This is a genomic window from Streptomyces sp. NPDC002276 (assembly GCF_053891435.1).
Window position 1 is genome coordinate 182,822 of record NZ_JBSFCQ010000003.1, and the last position, 17,657, is coordinate 200,478.

Here is a 17,657-nt window from a genome sequence, read left to right on the forward strand (position 1 = left end):
ATGAGCACCATCACGGAACTCACCGAGACGACCCTCCTGCGGTTCGCGACGGCCGGTTCGGTCGACGACGGCAAGTCCACGCTCGTAGGACGGCTGTTGCACGACTCCAAGTCGGTCCTCACCGACCAACTCGAAGCCGTACAACGGGTGTCGGCCGATCGCGGGCAGGACGCGCCCGACCTCGCGCTGCTCACCGACGGACTGCGCGCCGAACGCGAGCAGGGCATCACCATCGACGTGGCGTACCGCTACTTCGCCACGCCTCAGCGCCGGTTCATCCTCGCCGACACCCCGGGGCATGTGCAGTACACCCGCAACATGGTGACGGGTGCCTCCACCGCCGAGCTGACGGTGATCCTGGTCGACGCCCGCAACGGTGTCGTCGAGCAGACCCGGCGGCACGCGGCGATCGCCGCGCTGCTGCGGGTGCCGCACGTGGTGCTGGCGGTCAACAAGATGGACCTCGTCGAGTACAAGGAGTCCGTGTTCGCCGCGATCGCCGAGGAATTCACGGCGTACGCCAGCGAGTTGGGCGTCCCGGAGATCACCGCGATCCCGATCTCGGCGCTGGCCGGCGACAACGTCGTAGAACCCTCCGCGAACATGGACTGGTACGGCGGGCCGACCTTCCTGGAGCACCTGGAGTCGGTGCCGGTCGCCCACGACCTGAGCCACTGCCACGCGCGGCTGCCCGTGCAGTACGTGATCCGGCCGCAGAGCGCCGAACTGCCGGACTACCGGGGGTACGCGGGGCAGATCGCGGCCGGTACGTTCCGGGTCGGCGAGGCCGTGACGGTGCTGCCGTCGGGGCGGGCCACGCGGATCTCCGCGATCGACCTGCTCGGCAAGCCGGTCAACACGGCGTGGACCACGCAGTCGGTGACCCTCCTCCTCGATGACGACATCGACATCTCGCGCGGCGACCTGATCGTGCCCAGCAAGGACGCCCCGGCGACCACTCAGGACATCGAGGCGACCGTCTGCCATGTCGCCGACCAGCCGCTGACCGTGGGCCACCGGGTGCTCCTCAAGCACGGCACCCGCACGGTCAAGGCGATCGTCAAGGACATCCCGTCCCGCCTCACACTCGACGACCTGTCCCTGCACCCGCATCCGGGACAGCTCGTCGCCAACGACATCGGCCGCGTGAAGATCCGCACCGCGGAGCCGCTGCCGGTGGACTCGTACGCGGACTCGCGGCGCACGGGCTCGTTCATCCTGATCGACCCGGCGGACGGCACCACGCTCACCGCCGGCATGGTCGGCGAGTCGTTCGCGGCGCCCGAGCCGGTCAAGGACGGTACGGACGACGACGGTTGGGACTTCTGACATGACGTCGAGGGACTTCTACTCCACGTTCGCGAAGGAGGGCGGCCGCGTCGGCAGCGGCGCCCTCGGCAGCGGGCAGGGCGGAGTGGCGCGATGTGCGGGCTGACGTACGCGCACCGCTCGCGCGCCCAGTCCCCCCACCCGCCGCCGTCCCGGACACGACGTAAACGAAGACCTGCCGACCTCCCGGCCACGACCTGAGACCGTGACCGCCGGGCCAACGAGAGGAACACCTCCCGTGCCTGCCAACCGCTCGACATACCTGCGCCGCGGCATAGCCGTGGTCGCCGCGCTCCCCCTGCTCACCCTCGCCGCCTGCGGTTACGGGTCGGACTCCAAGGGCACCAACACCAAGGAGAAGGTCGCCGCCGGGGCCTCGAAGATCGACGGTCTCGCCTCGGTGAAGATCGGCTACTTCGGCAACCTGACCCACGGCACCGCACTGGTCGGCCGTGAACAGGGCCTGTTCCAGAAGGAGTTGGGCGCCACCAAGGCCGAGTACGCGACCTTCAACGCCGGCCCCTCCGAGATCGAGGCGCTCAACTCGGGCTCCATCGACATCGGTTGGATCGGCCCCTCCCCGTCGATCAACGGCTACACCAAGTCCGACGGCAAGAGCCTGAAGATCATCGGCGGTTCGGCGTCGGGCGGCGTGAAGCTGGTCGTCAACCCGAAGAAGATCAAGTCCCTGAAGGACGTCAAGGGCAAGAAGATCGCGACGCCTCAGCTGGGCAACACGCAGGACGTGGCGTTCCTCAACTGGATCGCGGACCAGGGCTGGAAGGTCGACGCGCAGAGCGGCAAGGGTGACGTCACCGTCGTCCGCACCGACAACAAGATCACGCCGGACGCCTTCAAGGCCGGTTCGATCGACGGCGCGTGGGTGCCGGAGCCGACCGCGTCGAAGCTGGTCGCCGAGGGCGGCAAGACGATCCTCGACGAGTCGACGCTGTGGCCCGACAAGAAGTTCGTGATCACGAACATCATCGTGTCGCAGAAGTTCCTCGCGGCGCACCCGAAGGTCGTCGAGGCCGTGCTGAAGGGCTCGGTCGCGGCCAACAAGTGGATCAACGCCAACCCGACCGAGGCGAAGGCCGCGGCGAACAAGCAGCTGGAGGCCGACTCCGGCAAGGCGCTGCCCGCCAACGTCCTTGACCCGGCGTGGAGTTCGATCCAGTTCACCAACGACCCGCTGGCCTCGACCCTCAACACCGAGGCGGCGCACGCGGTGAAGGCCGGTCTGCTGGAGAAGCCCGACCTGAACGGGATCTACGACCTGACGCTCCTCAACAAGGTCCTCAAGGCCGACGGTGAGAGCACCGTCGACGCCGCCGGTCTCGGCACGAGCTGATCGAGGGATCCCGATGACTTCCCAGGAGGTGACGACCATGGCCACGACCCTCGCCAAGGAGACCACCGAGTCGGTCGAGTACGCGGCACGCCTTGAGCATGTCTCGAAGTCCTTCGCGACGCCGGGCGGGCAGCAACTCGTCCTGGACGACATCACCATCGATGTCGCGCCCGGCGAGTTCGTCACCCTCCTGGGGGCCTCGGGCTGCGGCAAGTCCACCCTGCTGAACCTGGTGGCGGGCCTCGACCGGCCCACCACCGGGTCCATCACGACGGACGGCCGCCCCGCCCTGATGTTCCAGGAGCACGCCCTCTTCCCCTGGCTCACCGCGGGCAAGAACATCGAACTCGCCCTGCGCCTGCGGGGAGTTCCGAAGGAGGAGCGGCGCGGCAGGACCGAGGAACTGCTCGAACTGGTCCGGCTGCCGGACGCGTACGGCAAGCGGGTGCACGAACTGTCGGGCGGTATGCGGCAGCGCGTCGCCATGGCCCGCGCGCTCGCCCAGGAGAGCCGCATCCTGCTGATGGACGAGCCGTTCGCGGCGCTGGACGCCATCACGCGGGACGTCCTGCACGACGAACTGACCCGTATCTGGGGCGAGACGGGCCTGTCGGTCCTGTTCGTCACGCACAACGTGCGGGAGGCGGTACGGCTCGCCCAGCGGGTCATCCTGCTGTCCTCCCGGCCCGGCCGGATCGCCCGCGAGTGGACGGTCGGCATTCCGCAGCCGCGCCGTATCGAGGACGCGCCCGTGGCCGAACTGTCCCTTGAGATCACCGATGTACTGCGTGGGGAGATCCGCCGTCATGGCCAGCACTGAGACGACGACGGTCAAGGACGGCGGCAGTGTCGAGGCCGGCCTCGACGCTCTGGAGACCACGGTCACCGGCCGTCCGACCTTCCGGCAGACCTTCGTCGAGAAGATCTTCCCGCCGATCGTCGCACTCGCGGTGGTCATGGTGGTCTGGTTGATCCTGACCCCGATCGTCGACGACCCGAGCAAGCTGCCCTCGCCGAGTCTGGTGGGCACCGAGTTCAAGGAGGCCTGGCTCAAGGGCAATCTCCTCGGCTACATCTGGACCAGCGTCTCGCGCGGTCTGCTGGGCTTCTTCTTCGCGCTGCTGATCGGCACCCCGCTGGGCCTGGTGGTCGCGCGGGTGAAGTTCATCCGCGCGGCGATCGGCCCGATCCTGTCCGGCCTCCAGTCGCTGCCGTCGGTGGCGTGGGTGCCGCCGGCCGTGATCTGGCTGGGCCTGAACAACTCGATGATGTACGCGGTCATCCTGCTCGGCGCGGTCCCCTCGATCGCCAACGGCCTGGTGTCGGGCGTCGATCAGGTGCCGCCGCTGTTCCTGCGGGCGGGCCGCACGATGGGCGCGACCGGCGTCAAGGGCATCTGGCACGTCACCCTGCCCGCCGCGCTCCCCGGCTATGTGGCGGGCCTGAAGCAGGGCTGGGCGTTCTCCTGGCGCTCGCTGATGGCGGCCGAGATCATCGCGAACTTCCCCGATCTCGGTGTGGGTCTGGGCCAGTTGCTGGAGAACGGCCGTACCAACAGCGACATGGCGATGGTCTTCGAGGCCATCATCCTGATCCTGTTCGTCGGTATCGCCATCGACTTGCTGATCTTCAGCCCGCTGGAGCGGTGGGTGCTGCGCAGCCGCGGTCTGCTGGTGAAGAGCTGAGCTGATTCCCGTGCACCAGAGGCCGGTCCTCCTCGTCATCGCCCACGGCAGCCGCGATCCGCGGCACGCCGCGACCGTCCACGCCCTCGTCCGGCGGGTACGGTCGCGGCGGCCCGGGCTGCGCGTGGAGGTCGGCTTCCTGGACTTCAACATCCCTTCCGTGCAGGGGGTGTTGGAGTCCCTGTCGGCGGAGGGCGTACGGGACGTCGTGGCCCTCCCCCTGCTCCTGACCCGCGCGTTCCACGCGAAGGCGGACATCCCCGCGGTCCTGCGGGAGGCGCCGGCACGGCTGCGGATCCGGCAGGCGGAGGTACTGGGCCCGTCTCCGTTGTTGTTGCGCGCTCTCGAACGGCGTTTGTACGAGGCCGGGTTGACGCCCGCCGACAAGGCGTCGACCGGGGTCGTGCTGGCCTCGGCGGGGTCCACCGACCCGGACGCGATCGCGGTGATCGACGGCCTGGCGCGGGGGTGGTGGCGCACGGGTTGGTGCGCCGTGCGGCCCGCGTTCGCCTCCGCGGCCCTGCCGCGCACGGAGGACGCGGTACGCGAACTCCGCGCCCTGGGCTGCGAACGCGTCGCCGTCGCCCCCTACGTCCTGGCCCCCGGCTTCCTCCCCGACCGCATCGCGCGGGGCGCGGCGGACGCGGATGTGCTGGCCGAGGTGCTGGGTCCGGCGCCGGAGGTGGCACGGGTGCTGCTGGAGCGCTACGACGCGGCGGCCCTGGCACCGGTGCTCGCGGCCGTCGGCGCGTAGCGCGTTCACGGTTCCCACCTGCCCGGTTTCCCGGAAAGGGGTCTCCCCCGGCTCCCGGATCTGCTGGGATGGTGCCTCTGAAGGCTATTGGGGAGCAAGTACACGTGGCGGGTCAGGAGTTCGGGCATCGCGAAGGGCCTGTGCCGGCCCAGCTGCACTACACCTCGGCGCCCTCCGGCTCCGAGGATTCCGGCCCCCGGTTCACGGCGGTCGGCGCACAGGTGCCGCCGGGGGTGCTGCGGGAGGCCGAGCGGCTCCTCGGGTACGAGCCACCGCCCGACAGCCCCGAGCAGCCCGACGCCGAGCAGCTCAAGCGGTTCCCCACGGTTTTCGGCTTCAGCGAACTCGCCGACGGCGGGCGGCTGTTGAGCCGTTCCGTGTGCACCGGCACGGACTGGGCCGGGGGTCCGGTCTCCTTCCACTCGCATGCCGTCCTGTTGCCGGCCGGGACCCGGCTGCCGGACGGCGTTCTGCCCATCTCCACCTGGGAGTCACCGCGTTGGGCCGAGTCGGCTCCCCAGGACGGCAGGCCCGAGCCCGTCGACCGCGTCGAGCCCTCCGGGCTGCTGCGCAAGGAGGCGCTGGTCCCGTTCGCGGTGTCCCGGGCCGAGCGGCTCGCCGCGTTCTTCGCCGATCTGCGGACGGTGGCCGGTGACCCGGGCACCGGGCAGCTCGTGGTGGTGGAGCACGACAGCGCCGACGTGGCCCGGTGGATCGCGCTCGGCTGCACGGTCCTGCCCCGCGAACAGGCGCACCGGCTCACCTTCACGACGTACACCCGCGACCCCCGGCAGGCCCGCCAGCAGCTCGTGGGCGCGCTGCCGTCCTCCGAGCCCGTCGCCGACGACCCGCGCTACCGCGTGCACGACTGCACGCGCCGTCCGCCGTCCGGGCCGGTCACGGACACCTGGGCCGAGGTGTGCGCCCGCGTCTGGCGGGCGGGTCGCCCCGACCTGTTCCACAACGACCCCGACGATCTGGGCCCGTTGGCGGTGGCCGCCCTCGTCGCGGGGATCGACCTGCGTACGGACGCCCGTGCGGTGGCGGCGAGTTGGGCGGCCGAGCAGGCGGGCACGCTGCCGGACGACACCCTGACCGCGTTGGTCGCCGGGTTGTGCGGCGGCCCGGTGCCGCACCTGGGCTCCCCCTCGGAGACCCTGCCCGGTGCGGCCGAACAGATCGCGCTGGCCGCGCTGTTGGCCCGGTTGGACGGGCGGGTGACGGCCGCGGTGTCGGCGCCGCTCGCCGCGCGGGTGCTGGCGTCGGCGGTCCTCGCCCATGGGCCGGTACCGACGCTGCGCGCCGGGTCCCTCACCGCGCGGGACCACGACGACCTGGCCCGCGATCTCGCACCCGCCCTGCGGGCCGGTATCGCGGACACGGCCGAACCGGCCGCCGGACGGCCCCTCGCGCTGCTGCGGGCCGCCGACCTGCTCGACGTCGACTGTCAGGACGAACTTCCGCAGCTGGCCGAGCGGTTGGCGCGAGAGTCGGTGAACGCCTCCGCCGCGTCCTCGTCGAACGGCGAGCCTCCCGGCGTGGGCTGTCCGCCCGCGCTCCTCGACGCGGTGCACACCCACCCCGGGCTCCGGGTGGCGCTGTTCGGTTCGCTCGACGCGCTCGCCGCCGCCGAACCGGCGCCCGCGGCAAGGGTGTTGAAGGGCTCGGGGCTGCCACTGGACCTCCAGCAGTCCGGTTTCCCGCATCTACGGATGTGCGTCTCGCCGAACGGATCGGACGGGTCTGACGGATCGGACGACCGGCTCGACCGGTTCCACGGTTTGCTCCGGACGGCCGGGGTCTCGCCGCACGCCGATCCGACCGTGCTGCGCACCGCCCTCCGCCTCACCTGGCCCGGCGGTGAACTGCCGACCGGCGCGGAGGCGAGCCTGCTGCTGAAGGAGCTGGGTTCCGACACCCACCGTGCCGCGGGCACCCGGGAGTTGCTGATCGAGGCGGCCCTCGCCGCTCCCCCGGACGACCCCGGCATACCGGCGCTCGCCACCGATCTGCTCCGCTGCTTCACCACGGAACTGGGGCCGGGCCGGCGCACTGCCCTGCTCCTGCTGGAGTTCACCGGGCGGCTGGGCACCGGGGGCGAGGGCGAGGAGTGGGTCGGCCGGGTGCTGGACCTCACGGCGGGTACGTCCGGTACGTCCGGTGCCGTCGCCGATCCGGTGCCGGAGACCGTAGCCGAACGCGCCTTCCAGGCCCTGGCGTCACGGCTGTTGGCGGGGGCGGCACCGGAGAACGAGCTGTACTCGCTGGCCCGTTCGGGCGAGCCGCGGCTGCTCGCGGCCTACGAGCGGGAGGCCCGCTCGGAGCGGGTGGGGGACCGGTTGCGGGCCGACCCCGCGTATCTCGCCGACCGGTTCCGCGACTGGAGCGCGTTCTCGGGGACGTATCCCGGCTGGGACGAGACCCGTACCGCGCTGCTGGGCAAGGTGTTGCGGCCGGTCGTGCGGGCGCTGTCCGTGCGGGAGCAGGGCGAGGTCGAGGCGGCGCTGGACCGCTCGGGCCGCGGCAAACTCGACGCGTTCCGTGCCTGGAACCGGCCGGGCACGCTGGGGCGCCTCGCGGGACGGCTGTCGGGGCGGGGTCGGCGCGCCGAACATCCCGGCGGGTGACCGAACCCGGCGACCGGTGGGGACGCGCCGCCCGAAGTCCGGCACTCCCCTGTGATGTCGGACCCCGGACGGCCCGTCCGCAGCACGGCCCCCGCGCGCGTGAGCCGTGTCGCGGGGGTCGCTCTCCGTACTGCGCCGATCGTCGCGTTTATGTCACTGAGCGACCGCAACTCTCCGGGTTCAGTCGAAGGACAGTCCCCCGGTACGCGTCCGCTTCAGCTCGAAGAGGTCGGGGTGCGTGGCCAACACCCGGAAACTGTCGAAGAGTTCGGCCGCCTTCGCACCGCGCGGAATGGCCCGCAGCACCGGACCGAACCACACCGTCCCGTCGACGTGCAGGGTCGGCGTCCCCACGTATCCGCCCGACTCCGCCTCGACGCCCGCCTCATGACCGCGGCGCACGGCGTCGTCGTACGACGGATCGTGGGCGGCGTCGGCGAGTGCGGCGGGGAGACCGAGTTCGGCGAGGGACTCGGCGATCACCGCGTCGAAGTCGTCGTAGCGCCGCTCGTGGATGCGGACGCCGAAGGCCGTGTACAGGTCGCGCAGGACCTTGTCGCCGTGCTGTTCGGCGGCGGCCACGGCGACGCGCACCGGGCCGATCGACTTGTCGACCAACTCCCGGTACCAGTCGGGGAGTTCGTTGCCGATGTTGTGCAGGTAGAGGCTCATGGTGCGGAAGCGGAGGTCGAGCGGGCGCTCGCGCTCGACCTCCAGCAGCCAGCGGGAGGTGATCCAGGCGAAGGGGCAGGCGGGGTCGAAGTAGAAGTCGACGCGGACGGCGGTGTCGGTGGTCATACGGAGAACGCTAGCCGCCGATTGGGCCGAACACTCGGCCCAATCACTCGCTCTCTCAGTGGTCCAATTCGCTCATGGCCTGTTGCCTCGGGTCCCGTCCGCTGGACGCGAGGGCCCGCTCGAAGACCGGGGCGTCGTCCGGTACCGGCACCGGGTCGGCGAAGCCGTCGTACTGGCGGTAGAGCTCGCCGTGCTTCTCGACCACGTCGAGGACGAGACGCGCGGCGCCGTCCGAGACGCGGTACTCCTGGCCGGTGGCCGTGGCCACGTCCCAGCCGTGCACCGCCAGCTCCTTGATGATCATCGGGGCGAGTTCGGCGGCCGGCATCTTCGCCATGCCGAGGTCGATCTCGCCCTCCCACACAGCCGGGTCGGCCCAGGCGGCGACGGCCCGGTCCAGCTGGGCGGCATAGGCCTCCGCCCAGTCCGGGTCGGCGGTGAAGTCGCGGGCGGTCAGCTCCTCGGAGAGCTGCTTGCGCAGGGCGCGGTGCTCCAGCCCGTGCGAGGTGTAGAGGACCCAGTGGTTGACCATGGCGCGGACGTCCCAGTCGGGACAGTGCGTCGGGTCGTCGAGCTGGGTCGCACGCACACCGCGCGCGACACGGGCCGCCTCGGCGGCACATTCGATCATGTACGGGTGCGGGTCGTGGTGGTTCGTCCGGTCCGGGTGCGGGTCGTCGTGGTTCGTTTGGTCCGGGTGCAGGTCGTCGTCGCTCATGCACCCCACGCTAGGCAGCGCGCCGTCAGGACTCTTGAACAAACGCGACAGCCTCGTCGGCGAGGCGGACCAGCTCGTCGAACGGCAGCGAACCGGCCGCCCTGTGCTCGCGCGCGAAGCCGTTCGCCAGCCGTTGCAGCAGGTCGTTGAGCGGTGTCGGTACGCCGTGCAGCCGCCCCAGCAGCGCGATCTCGCCGTTGAGGTAGTCGGCCTCGATGGTGCCGGTGCCCCGGTTCAGCGACTGCCAGGAGGAGCCGCCGCCGCGCGGTGCGCCTTCGACCTCCACCAGCTGGATCTTGTCGCCGCGCGCCTCCTTCTCCTCCTCGGCGCTCGTGTACGCGACACCGGCGGCGTCGAGCACGGCCACGCCCTCGGCCCGCACCCGCCCGTAGAACGCGAGGCTCTCCTCGCTGCCGAGCGGCCCGGAGACCGCCTCGATCGCGTTGGCGAGGTTGCCGAGCAGCTTGGCGTACTGCCAGCGCGCCACGTCGGGCACGACCGGCGCCTCGAACCGCGACTTCTCCAGGTCGGCCGCGATCAGCCGGGCGGTCTCGTCCGTGCCGTGCGGCCAGCGGCCGAGGTGCAGGATGCCGGTGAGGGGCGCGCCCTCGGCGGCGACCACGCCCGGTGCGACGAAGGTCGCGGGCAGCCACACGCAGACGCCGTACACCCGTCGGAAGCGGCGCAGTGCCAGGCGCTGGCTCTCCACCCCGTTCTGCGCGCAGACGACGGGCAGCCGCTCGGCCGCCGTACCGCCGCCGGCGACCGGCGCGGGTCCCCAGGCCGCGAGCGCGGCCTCGCTGTCCTGTGTCTTGACGGCGAGCAGGAGTACGTCGTCGGGCCTCAACTCGCCCAGTTCCGCAGGCTGTTCGACGACCGGCAGCCGATACGTCGACTCGCCGTCCGGCACCTTGAGCCGCAGCCCGTGCGCGGCCAGCGCCGCCCGTTGCGCACCGCGCGCGACGAGGACGACCTCGCACCCCGCCTCGGCCAGCCGGCCACCGATGGCTCCGCCGACCGCCCCTGCTCCGATGATGATGTAGCGCATGGGGACGAGCCTCGCACAGTGTGGATCTCTCCCTCCAGGAGGATCTCAACTGCCGGTCAGCTCCACGAGTTTGAGCACGGTGTTCCAGTTGCGGGTGGTGGCGATCAGGCCCTTGTTGAGGCGCGGCCGGGCCAGTTCGACGGCGAGCCTGGAGCGGCCGAGGCCGTCGGGGACGTAGAGGTACAGCGCGCGGTCGCCGAGGCGGAACTCCTCGGGCAGGAAGGCGGATTGGTCGAACTCCGCGAAGCGGTCCTCCGCGACCGGCACCGAGTAGTACGTGACGTGCAGCTGCTTGGCCTCCAACTCGGCGGCCGGGAAAGGGCAGTTGTCGGCGATGGCCTTGAGGTAGGCGTGGTCGCGGACGACGACGTCGACCGGGAAGCCGAACCGCTCCTCGATGGCGGCGGCGAGTTCCGCCGCGAGCGACTCCTCGTCGCCGTGGCCGCTCGTGAACACGGCCTGGCCGCTCTGGAGATAGGTGCGGACGTCGTCGTGTCCGAGGCCTTCGAGGAGCGTGCGCAGCTCGGCCATCGGGAGCTTCTTGTTGCCGCCCACGTTGATCCCGCGCAGCAGCGCCGCATACGTCGTCGTCATCCGCACACCATAAAGCGGCCTTCGTGCCCCGTGGGGGTGGGCACGACGGCCGCTTCAGGTGATGCGTGGGTGCGCGGAAACTCTGGCGGATGAGGTGGCTCCGGATCAACACCTGAGGGCACACCTACAAGCACCTGTGACTTGTTCAACAAGGTTTCTCAATAACAAAGCGGACCCCTGCCGACGCATCGGACACCCCTGATCACCACCCCCGAGGCGCCCGGATAGATGTAAGGGGCCGCGGTCCTCCCCAGTGGTGAGGGCCCGGGGTCCGTGCGGAGGAGCCGCGCGACCGAGACCTCACCGGTCAGCACGAGGGGACGTTCTTATTCCGCGCATACCTTCGAACCATGAGGTGGCGGCAGGGGGCTGTCACCGTGCGCAAGGGGGCAAGCCCGTCATGGGGAACGCAGATTCACGGGTGCGGGGCATCGCCGCCCGGGCCGGCGGCTGGAGCGCCCGGCATCGGTGGGCCGCGGTCGGCATCTGGGTGCTGTTCGTGGTGCTGGCGATGGGAATCGGTTCGGCGGCGGGCCGGGTGGACGTCGACGAGAACGACCAGCTGAAGGGCGAGACGCACACCGCCGCCCAGATCATCGACGACGCGGGGATCAAGGAACCGGCCAGCGAGACCATCCTGATCCAGTCGAAGAACGCGTCGGTCACCTCCACGGACAGCGAGTTCCGCACCGCGGTCACCGCCGTCGTCAAGGCCGTCGAGGGGACCGGCAGGGCAACCGACGTCACCTCGCCGTACGACACGAAGACGATCTCGAAGGACGGCCGGAGCGCGCTCGTCCAGTTCGACATGCGGGGCGACTCGGACACCGCGGGCGACCGGGTGGAGCCGGTGCTGAACGCCGTCGCCGAGGTGCAGAAGGACCACGGCTCGCTGCGGATCGAGGAGATCGGCGGCGCCAGCATGGCGAAGCAGTACAAGGACGCGTTCGGCGACGACTTCAAGAAGGCCGAGTACTCCGCGGTCCCCGTGGCCCTCGGTATCCTCCTCATCGCCTTCGGCGCGCTGGTGGCCGCGCTGCTGCCGGTGGCCCTGGCGATGACCGCGATCATCGCGACGATGGGCCTGATGGGCATCGTCAGCCACGTCCAGCCGATGAGCGACACCGCCAACTCCGTGATGCTGCTTGTGGGGTTGGCCGTCGGCGTCGACTACTGCCTGTTCTATCTGCGCCGCGAACGCGAGGAGCGCGAGGCCGGCCGCGACGCCGGGGCCGCGCTGCGCATCGCCGCCGCGACCAGTGGCCGCGCCATCATCGTCTCCGGTGTCACGGTGTGCGTGGCGATGGCGGGCATGCTGTTCACCGGGCTCGCCGAGTTCGAGGCGATGGGCCTGGCCTCGCTGATGGTCGTCGCGGTCGCCATGGTCGGCTCGGTGACCGTACTGCCCGCGCTGCTCTCGCTGTTGGGCGAGCGGGTCGAGAAGGGCCGTATCCCGTTCCTGCGTCGGCGCGGCCGCCGGGGCAACGGCGAGAGCCGGTTCTGGACCGCCGTCCTCAAGGGCGTCCTCGCCAAGCCGCTGGTCTCCGTCCTCGTCGCGGCCGGTGCGCTGCTGGCGATCGCCGCGCCCGCGGTCGGCATGAAGACCGAAAACCTCACCCTGGACCAGGAGTTCGGCAACTCCCTCCCGATCGTGGGGACTTACAACCGGGTCAACGACGCCTTCCCCGGCGGCTCCGAACCGGCCGAGGTGGTCGTCAAGGCGAAGGACATCAACGCGCCGGAGGTCAAGCAGGCCCTCTCGAACTTCAAGGCTCAGGCGGTCAGTTCGGGCGCCTCGCTCGGCCCGGTCGACATCAAGCTGCACGACGCGCAGAACGTCGCCTTCGTCTACGTCCCGCTCGTCGGCGGCTCCGACCAGGACAAGGCGGCCAAGAGCCTGGAGAAACTGCGCGACGAGGTACGGCCCGCCACGCTCGGCAAGGTCGACGGGGTCCAGGCGCCGGTCACCGGACAGGTCGCGGGATCACACGACTTCAACGACCAGCTCCTCGGCTCGGTCGTACCGGTCTTCGCGTTCGTCGTGGTCTTCGCCTTCCTGCTGATGCTTCTCTCCTTCCGCTCACTGACGGTCGCGATCACCTCGATCGTCCTCAACCTCCTTTCGGTGGGCGCCGCTTACGGCATCCTCGTCGCCGTGTTCCAACACGGCTGGGGCGCCTCGCTGGTGGGCGCGGAGGGCGTCGGCGCGATCGTCACCTGGCTGCCGCTGTTCCTCTTCGTGATCCTGTTCGGCCTGTCGATGGACTACCACGTGTTCGTGGTCTCCCGCATCCGCGAAGCGCGCCTGCGCGGCCGTACGACCCAGGACGCGATCCAGCACGGCGTGGTCACCACGGCGGGCGTCGTCACCAGCGCCGCGATCATCATGGTCGCCGTCTTCGCGATCTTCGGCACGCTGTCCATGCAGTCGATGAAGCAGATGGGCGTCGGCCTCGCGGCGGCGGTCCTCATCGACGCCACGGTCATCCGGGGCGTCCTGCTCCCGGCGGTGATGGCACTGCTGGGCGAGCGCAACTGGTATCTGCCCAGCTGGCTGCGGTGGCTGCCGGATCTGACCCACGACGAGTCGCCGGAGGCGGGGACACCGGCGGCGCGGGGCGAGACCGAACCGGTGCGTGTCTGAACATCACTCTTTCGAGGGTCCGTTGGTCTCCGGGGGGAACCAACGGGCCCTCGCTCCGTGTCGTTGCCCGCACGGACCACTGGTGAACTTCCCGATGTGTCGGACAAGTTCACCCAGCGTGTGGTGCGATCGACGACTCAGTGGTTCTGTGGTGAAGGAGGACACGGATGGCGACAGTGGTCACCGTGCACGGGGTGGGCAAGCAACTGCTGGGCGAGGAAGGCCTGCTGAAGGACTGGCAGCCGGCCCTGCTGGACGGACTGCGGCGGGCCGACGGACCGGAACTCGGCCCCGGCGACCTGTCCATGGCCTTCTACGGCGACCTGTTCCGCCCACCCGGCCGCACTCTCGGCGTCGGGGATCCGCTGTACACGGCGGCCGACGTGGCGGAGGGGCCGGAGACCGAGCTGCTCCACGCGTGGTGGGAGGCCGCCGCGGCGGTGGACGACGGGGTCGTCGCACCGGACGCCAACACCCTGGCACGTACCCCTCGTTCGGTGCAGACGGCGCTGCGGGCCCTGTCGGCGTCCCGGTTCTTCGCCGGACTCACGCTGCGCATGCTGGTGTCCGACCTGAAGCAGACCACCCGTTATCTGCTGGAGCCGGAGATCCGGGACGCGGCCCGGCAACGGGTGGCCGACGCGATCGGCGCCGACACCCGGGTGGTCGTGGCCCACTCCCTGGGCTCGGTGGTGGCCTACGAGGCACTGTGCGCGCTGCCCGGGCACGGGGTACGGGCCCTGGTCACCCTGGGGTCGCCGCTCGGTATGCGGATGGTCTTCGACCGGCTCTCCCCCGCCCCGGCACCGACCGGGACCTGGCCCGGCGACGGGCGGCTCACCTGGACGAACATCGCCGACGAGGGGGACATCGTCGCGCTGGTCAAGGATCTCCGGCCGCAGTTCGGGCACCGGCTGACCTCCGTGCTCGTGCACAACGGGGCTCATGCGCACGATGCCACGGCCTACCTGACGGACCGGCTCACCGGCAAGGCGGTCGCGGGAGGTCTGGATGCCCACTGAGAACGCCCCTCGCCGCTTCCTGCTGGCGACGGCGGTGCCCCGCTACCCGCACGCGCCGGACCTCGACCGGCCCGAGCTGAAGCAGGCCCGGGACGACGTCATCAAGCTGTTCACGGAGCGCTTCGGCTACCGGCTCGTCGACACGCTCGGGACCAACCCCTCCGGCACCCAGCTCAAGGACGCCCTGCGTGAGTTCTGCATGGACCCGGACCGCAGGCCCGACGACCTGGTGGCCATGTACATCGCCTCGCACGGCGAGGTCAACGACATCAACAACGAACATGTGCTGCTCACCTACGACTACCGCGGCGACCTCGGGGCCGCCCTGCCCACCGGGGAACTGGCCCGCGCAGCCCTGCTCGGGACTCCCGTGCGGCGGTTCCTGTTACTCCTGGACACCTGCTTCTCCGGGCGGGGCGGGGATCAGCTCGTCGCGTCCGCCGTGCGGCAGATGGAAACCGGCTGGGGGCGGGAGGACGCCGAGTCCGGGTTCGTGGTCCTGTCCTCCGCGCAGAAGCACGAGTTCGCCGCGTCCGGGGCGTTCCCCGGCCTGCTGACCCGAGCCGTGGACGCACTGGCCCCGCAGGGCACGCTGGACCTGCCCAAGGTGGTGCAGCACATGAAGGACGACCCGGAGAAGCCCGGCCACCAGCACATCAACTGGCATCCGGTGGGCCTGAACGGCGACATCCCGCCGTTCCTGGCCCTGTCGGCCCCCGCGTCCGCGCCCCGGCCCGCCCCACGTGTCACCCCGTTCAGCGTGGCCCACCGGACCGGGCTCTTCCCCGACGCCGAACCGCCCCAGCTGCCCGACATCGACGGTGAGCAGCGCCGCAAGGCCGCGCTGCACCTGTGGGACCGCTGGACGAAGCAGCGCCGGAGCGCGGCCCTGCTGTACGGCTTCTCGGGGGTGGGCAAGACCGACCGCGTGGTACGGCCCCTGATGGACGAGGCCCGGCTGGAGCACAAGCGCACCACCGTGCTCGTGGATGCCCCGGAACATCCCATCGACACCCCCAGGGAACTGATCGCCCGCCTGCGTGAGCAGCTGGAGGACACCGGCCGCTACGACCTGGCGGAACTCCTCGCGGCGGAACAGCGGCTCGACCGGGCCCTGACGACCCTGCTGGGCCGCGGGGTGCTGGTGGTCATCGACGAGTTCCAGCGGCTGCTCGACGAGCGCGGCCGGCCGGTGAAGCCGGTCGGGGACGACCTGCTGGCCGCTGTGGCGCCGGGCCGGCACGGGGACGGCTGCCTGTGGCTGGTGTCCAACCAGAAGGTCGACCCGGCCTGGGCCAAGGACTTCGACCCCGTGGAGCTGCCGCCGCCCCCGGTCGAGGAGGCCGTGCGGATCCTCGTCGGCGCCGAGGAGCAGGGCGAGGCCGAGGAGTGGTTCCCCCCGGAGCGGCGCGAGGAGGTCGTGCAGCGGCTGGGCCGCAACCCGTTCGTGCTGCAACTGCTGCACAGCCTGGTGGGTCCGTACGACTGGACGCTGGAGGAACTGCTGCCGGCCAGCGAGGTGCCCCAGGCGCCGTACGACCTCAGTCTGGTGGAGGTCATCGAGAGGGAGCTGGTCGCCAAGGCGACCGAGCGGCTGACGCCGTCGGCCAGGGCCGCCCTGCGCAGTCTGTCGGTGCTGACGGACTGGGCCGACCAGGACCTGGTGAAGGCGATGACCCGCGATCACGGCGATCTCCCCGAACTCCGCAAACAGCTCCAGAAGCGGTTCCTGCTCCAGATCCGTACGGTCGAGAACGAAACAGCGTTCTCCCGTACCACGCGTTTCCAGGTGCACCCCGCCGTACGCGAAGTCGCCTGCGTCCGCCTGCGCGAGGACGAGAAGGCCTGGAAGGCCGCCCACCGCCGCGCCGGACGCTGGTACGCCCGTCCCGTCTATGCGCAGGACCCCTCGCGGTCCGGCGACCACCGGCTGGCGCTCGCCCTGCCCGCGGCCCGGCTCCACTTCGACGAGGGGGGACTGGACGACGAGCTGGCCCGCATGGCGCAGGCCATCGGCGGCTACCTGGAGCGGAAATACGGCAGGGGGCGCTACCACCACTCCCTGCCCGAGGACCCGGCGGAACTGACGGCCCGGATCGACCTGATGGAGGCCTATCTCGCCGACGACGGCACGCCGTACACCCACCACCATCAGGCCATGCTGCTACGGCTCCGCGACACGCCCGGCGATCTGGAGAAGGCGCTGGTCCACGCGCGGGAGGCGACTCACGGGCGGTCCGAGATGTATCCGTGGAGCCTGCTGCTGAAACTGGTGCGGGACGTGGAGGGCCCGGAAGCCACCGTGCGGGAGGGCCGGATCGCGCTGGAGAACGTCAAAGAGCAGCGGTTCGCCATCTACGACGAGATCGCCAAGTGCCAGGTCCAGCTCGGCAGAGTGCCACAGGCGCTGGAGACGCTCCGCGAGGGGTGCGAGCGGGTGAAGAGCAAGGACGCCTACCGGCTCGCCGACCACGCCGTCCCCTACGCGGCCGCCGAACCGACCGAGGACCCGCTGGTGCGGACGGCCCGGTGGATCAGGGAGAACCCGGCTCTCACCGCCCAGGCCAATCTCGCGGACGTGCTGCTGCTCCAGCGCCGCGGGCTGTGGCTGGACTCGGCCCGCACCGCACAGCGGCACCGGACGGCCCACCCGAAGGTCATCAACCTCGCGATCTACGAGGCGATCGGCTGGCTGGGAGCAGGCGACCCGCTACGGGCGCAGGCGGCACTGGACTCCTTCCCCGACGGCATCCCGAACAGCCCCCGCCCCAAGCCGCACGAGGGCAAGACCTGGCTGGCGTCTCTCATCGCCCTGCACGCCGGCAATCTCGAACGGGCCCGTGAGATGTTCGCCCTCTACCGGGGCGTCGCTCGGGAGGACAACACCCCGGAGGAGCTGAGGACCGTGCTCCTGGACGAGTGGGACCATCCGGAGACCAGGATGGACGAGTCCAACCCGGCCTTCGTCGCCCCGGTGCTGCCGCCCGTCGTCACCGGGCAGCTCAGTCTGGTGGTGCGTTCCCAGTACGGTCCACCGGTGCTGCCCGCGCAGCGGTGACGGATCGCGCGACCGACGCGGCCGACGCG

At 70.9% G+C, this 17,657-nt stretch carries 13 protein-coding genes; 9 read left to right on the forward strand and 4 right to left on the reverse strand.

All coding sequences use genetic code 11. The features are described 5' to 3' along the window. The 6 genes from ACWIHT_RS09945 to ACWIHT_RS09970 all read left to right on the forward strand — a co-directional run bounded on the left by ACWIHT_RS09945 (window position 1) and on the right by ACWIHT_RS09970 (window position 7,746). Window positions 1–1,329 (forward strand): sulfate adenylyltransferase subunit 1, encoded by a 1,329-nt coding sequence (locus ACWIHT_RS09945; protein ID WP_456166332.1) that lies wholly within the window; start codon window positions 1–3, stop codon window positions 1,327–1,329. 238 nt (window positions 1,330–1,567) lie between these two features. After that, window positions 1,568–2,680 (forward strand): aliphatic sulfonate ABC transporter substrate-binding protein, encoded by a 1,113-nt coding sequence (locus ACWIHT_RS09950; RefSeq protein ID WP_456166334.1) that lies wholly within the window; start codon window positions 1,568–1,570, stop codon window positions 2,678–2,680. 13 nt (window positions 2,681–2,693) lie between these two features. Continuing rightward, window positions 2,694–3,500, forward strand: coding sequence for an ABC transporter ATP-binding protein (locus tag ACWIHT_RS09955; RefSeq protein ID WP_456166336.1), 807 nt, complete (start codon window positions 2,694–2,696; stop codon window positions 3,498–3,500). Continuing rightward, a complete protein-coding gene (locus ACWIHT_RS09960) occupies window positions 3,487–4,365 on the forward strand; it encodes an ABC transporter permease (RefSeq protein WP_456166338.1) in 879 nt (292 codons plus the stop codon). The genes ACWIHT_RS09955 and ACWIHT_RS09960 overlap by 14 nt, the downstream gene beginning before the upstream one ends. A gap of 10 nt (window positions 4,366–4,375) precedes the next feature. Further along, complete coding sequence (locus tag ACWIHT_RS09965) at window positions 4,376–5,119, forward strand: sirohydrochlorin chelatase (RefSeq protein ID WP_456166340.1); 744 nt, start codon at window positions 4,376–4,378, stop codon at window positions 5,117–5,119. A gap of 104 nt (window positions 5,120–5,223) precedes the next feature. Continuing rightward, the gene (locus ACWIHT_RS09970; RefSeq protein ID WP_456166342.1) at window positions 5,224–7,746 is read left to right on the forward strand and encodes a GTPase-associated protein 1-related protein; all 2,523 of its coding nucleotides are present in this window, start codon (window positions 5,224–5,226) and stop codon (window positions 7,744–7,746) included. Window positions 7,747–7,926: 180 nt separating this feature from the next. On the opposite strand, the gene ACWIHT_RS09975 is transcribed toward ACWIHT_RS09970, so the two are convergent. The 4 genes from ACWIHT_RS09975 to ACWIHT_RS09990 form a co-directional block, all read right to left on the reverse strand. Continuing rightward, the gene (locus tag ACWIHT_RS09975) at window positions 7,927–8,544 is read right to left on the reverse strand and encodes a mycothiol-dependent nitroreductase Rv2466c family protein (RefSeq protein WP_456166344.1); all 618 of its coding nucleotides are present in this window, start codon (window positions 8,542–8,544) and stop codon (window positions 7,927–7,929) included. 55 nt (window positions 8,545–8,599) lie between these two features. After that, entirely contained in the window at window positions 8,600–9,175 is a 576-nt protein-coding gene (locus tag ACWIHT_RS09980) for a TIGR03086 family metal-binding protein (protein ID WP_456167101.1), read from the reverse strand. A 112-nt stretch (window positions 9,176–9,287) separates the two neighbouring features. After that, window positions 9,288–10,310 (reverse strand): ketopantoate reductase family protein, encoded by a 1,023-nt coding sequence (locus ACWIHT_RS09985; RefSeq protein ID WP_456166346.1) that lies wholly within the window; start codon window positions 10,308–10,310, stop codon window positions 9,288–9,290. 45 nt (window positions 10,311–10,355) lie between these two features. Further along, entirely contained in the window at window positions 10,356–10,904 is a 549-nt protein-coding gene (locus ACWIHT_RS09990) for a DUF1697 domain-containing protein (RefSeq protein ID WP_456166348.1), read from the reverse strand. Window positions 10,905–11,304: 400 nt separating this feature from the next. Between ACWIHT_RS09990 and ACWIHT_RS09995 the strand changes: the two genes are divergently transcribed. From ACWIHT_RS09995 to ACWIHT_RS10005, 3 genes are all read left to right on the forward strand, one after another. Beyond that, window positions 11,305–13,548 (forward strand): MMPL family transporter, encoded by a 2,244-nt coding sequence (locus ACWIHT_RS09995; RefSeq protein ID WP_456166350.1) that lies wholly within the window; start codon window positions 11,305–11,307, stop codon window positions 13,546–13,548. Between the two features lie 167 nt (window positions 13,549–13,715). Beyond that, window positions 13,716–14,570, forward strand: coding sequence for a hypothetical protein (locus ACWIHT_RS10000; RefSeq protein ID WP_456166352.1), 855 nt, complete (start codon window positions 13,716–13,718; stop codon window positions 14,568–14,570). Next, window positions 14,560–17,628: an AAA family ATPase gene (locus ACWIHT_RS10005; RefSeq protein ID WP_456166354.1), complete on the forward strand. Its 3,069-nt coding sequence runs from the start codon at window positions 14,560–14,562 to the stop codon at window positions 17,626–17,628. The genes ACWIHT_RS10000 and ACWIHT_RS10005 overlap by 11 nt, the downstream gene beginning before the upstream one ends. Window positions 17,629–17,657: the final 29 nt, after the last annotated feature.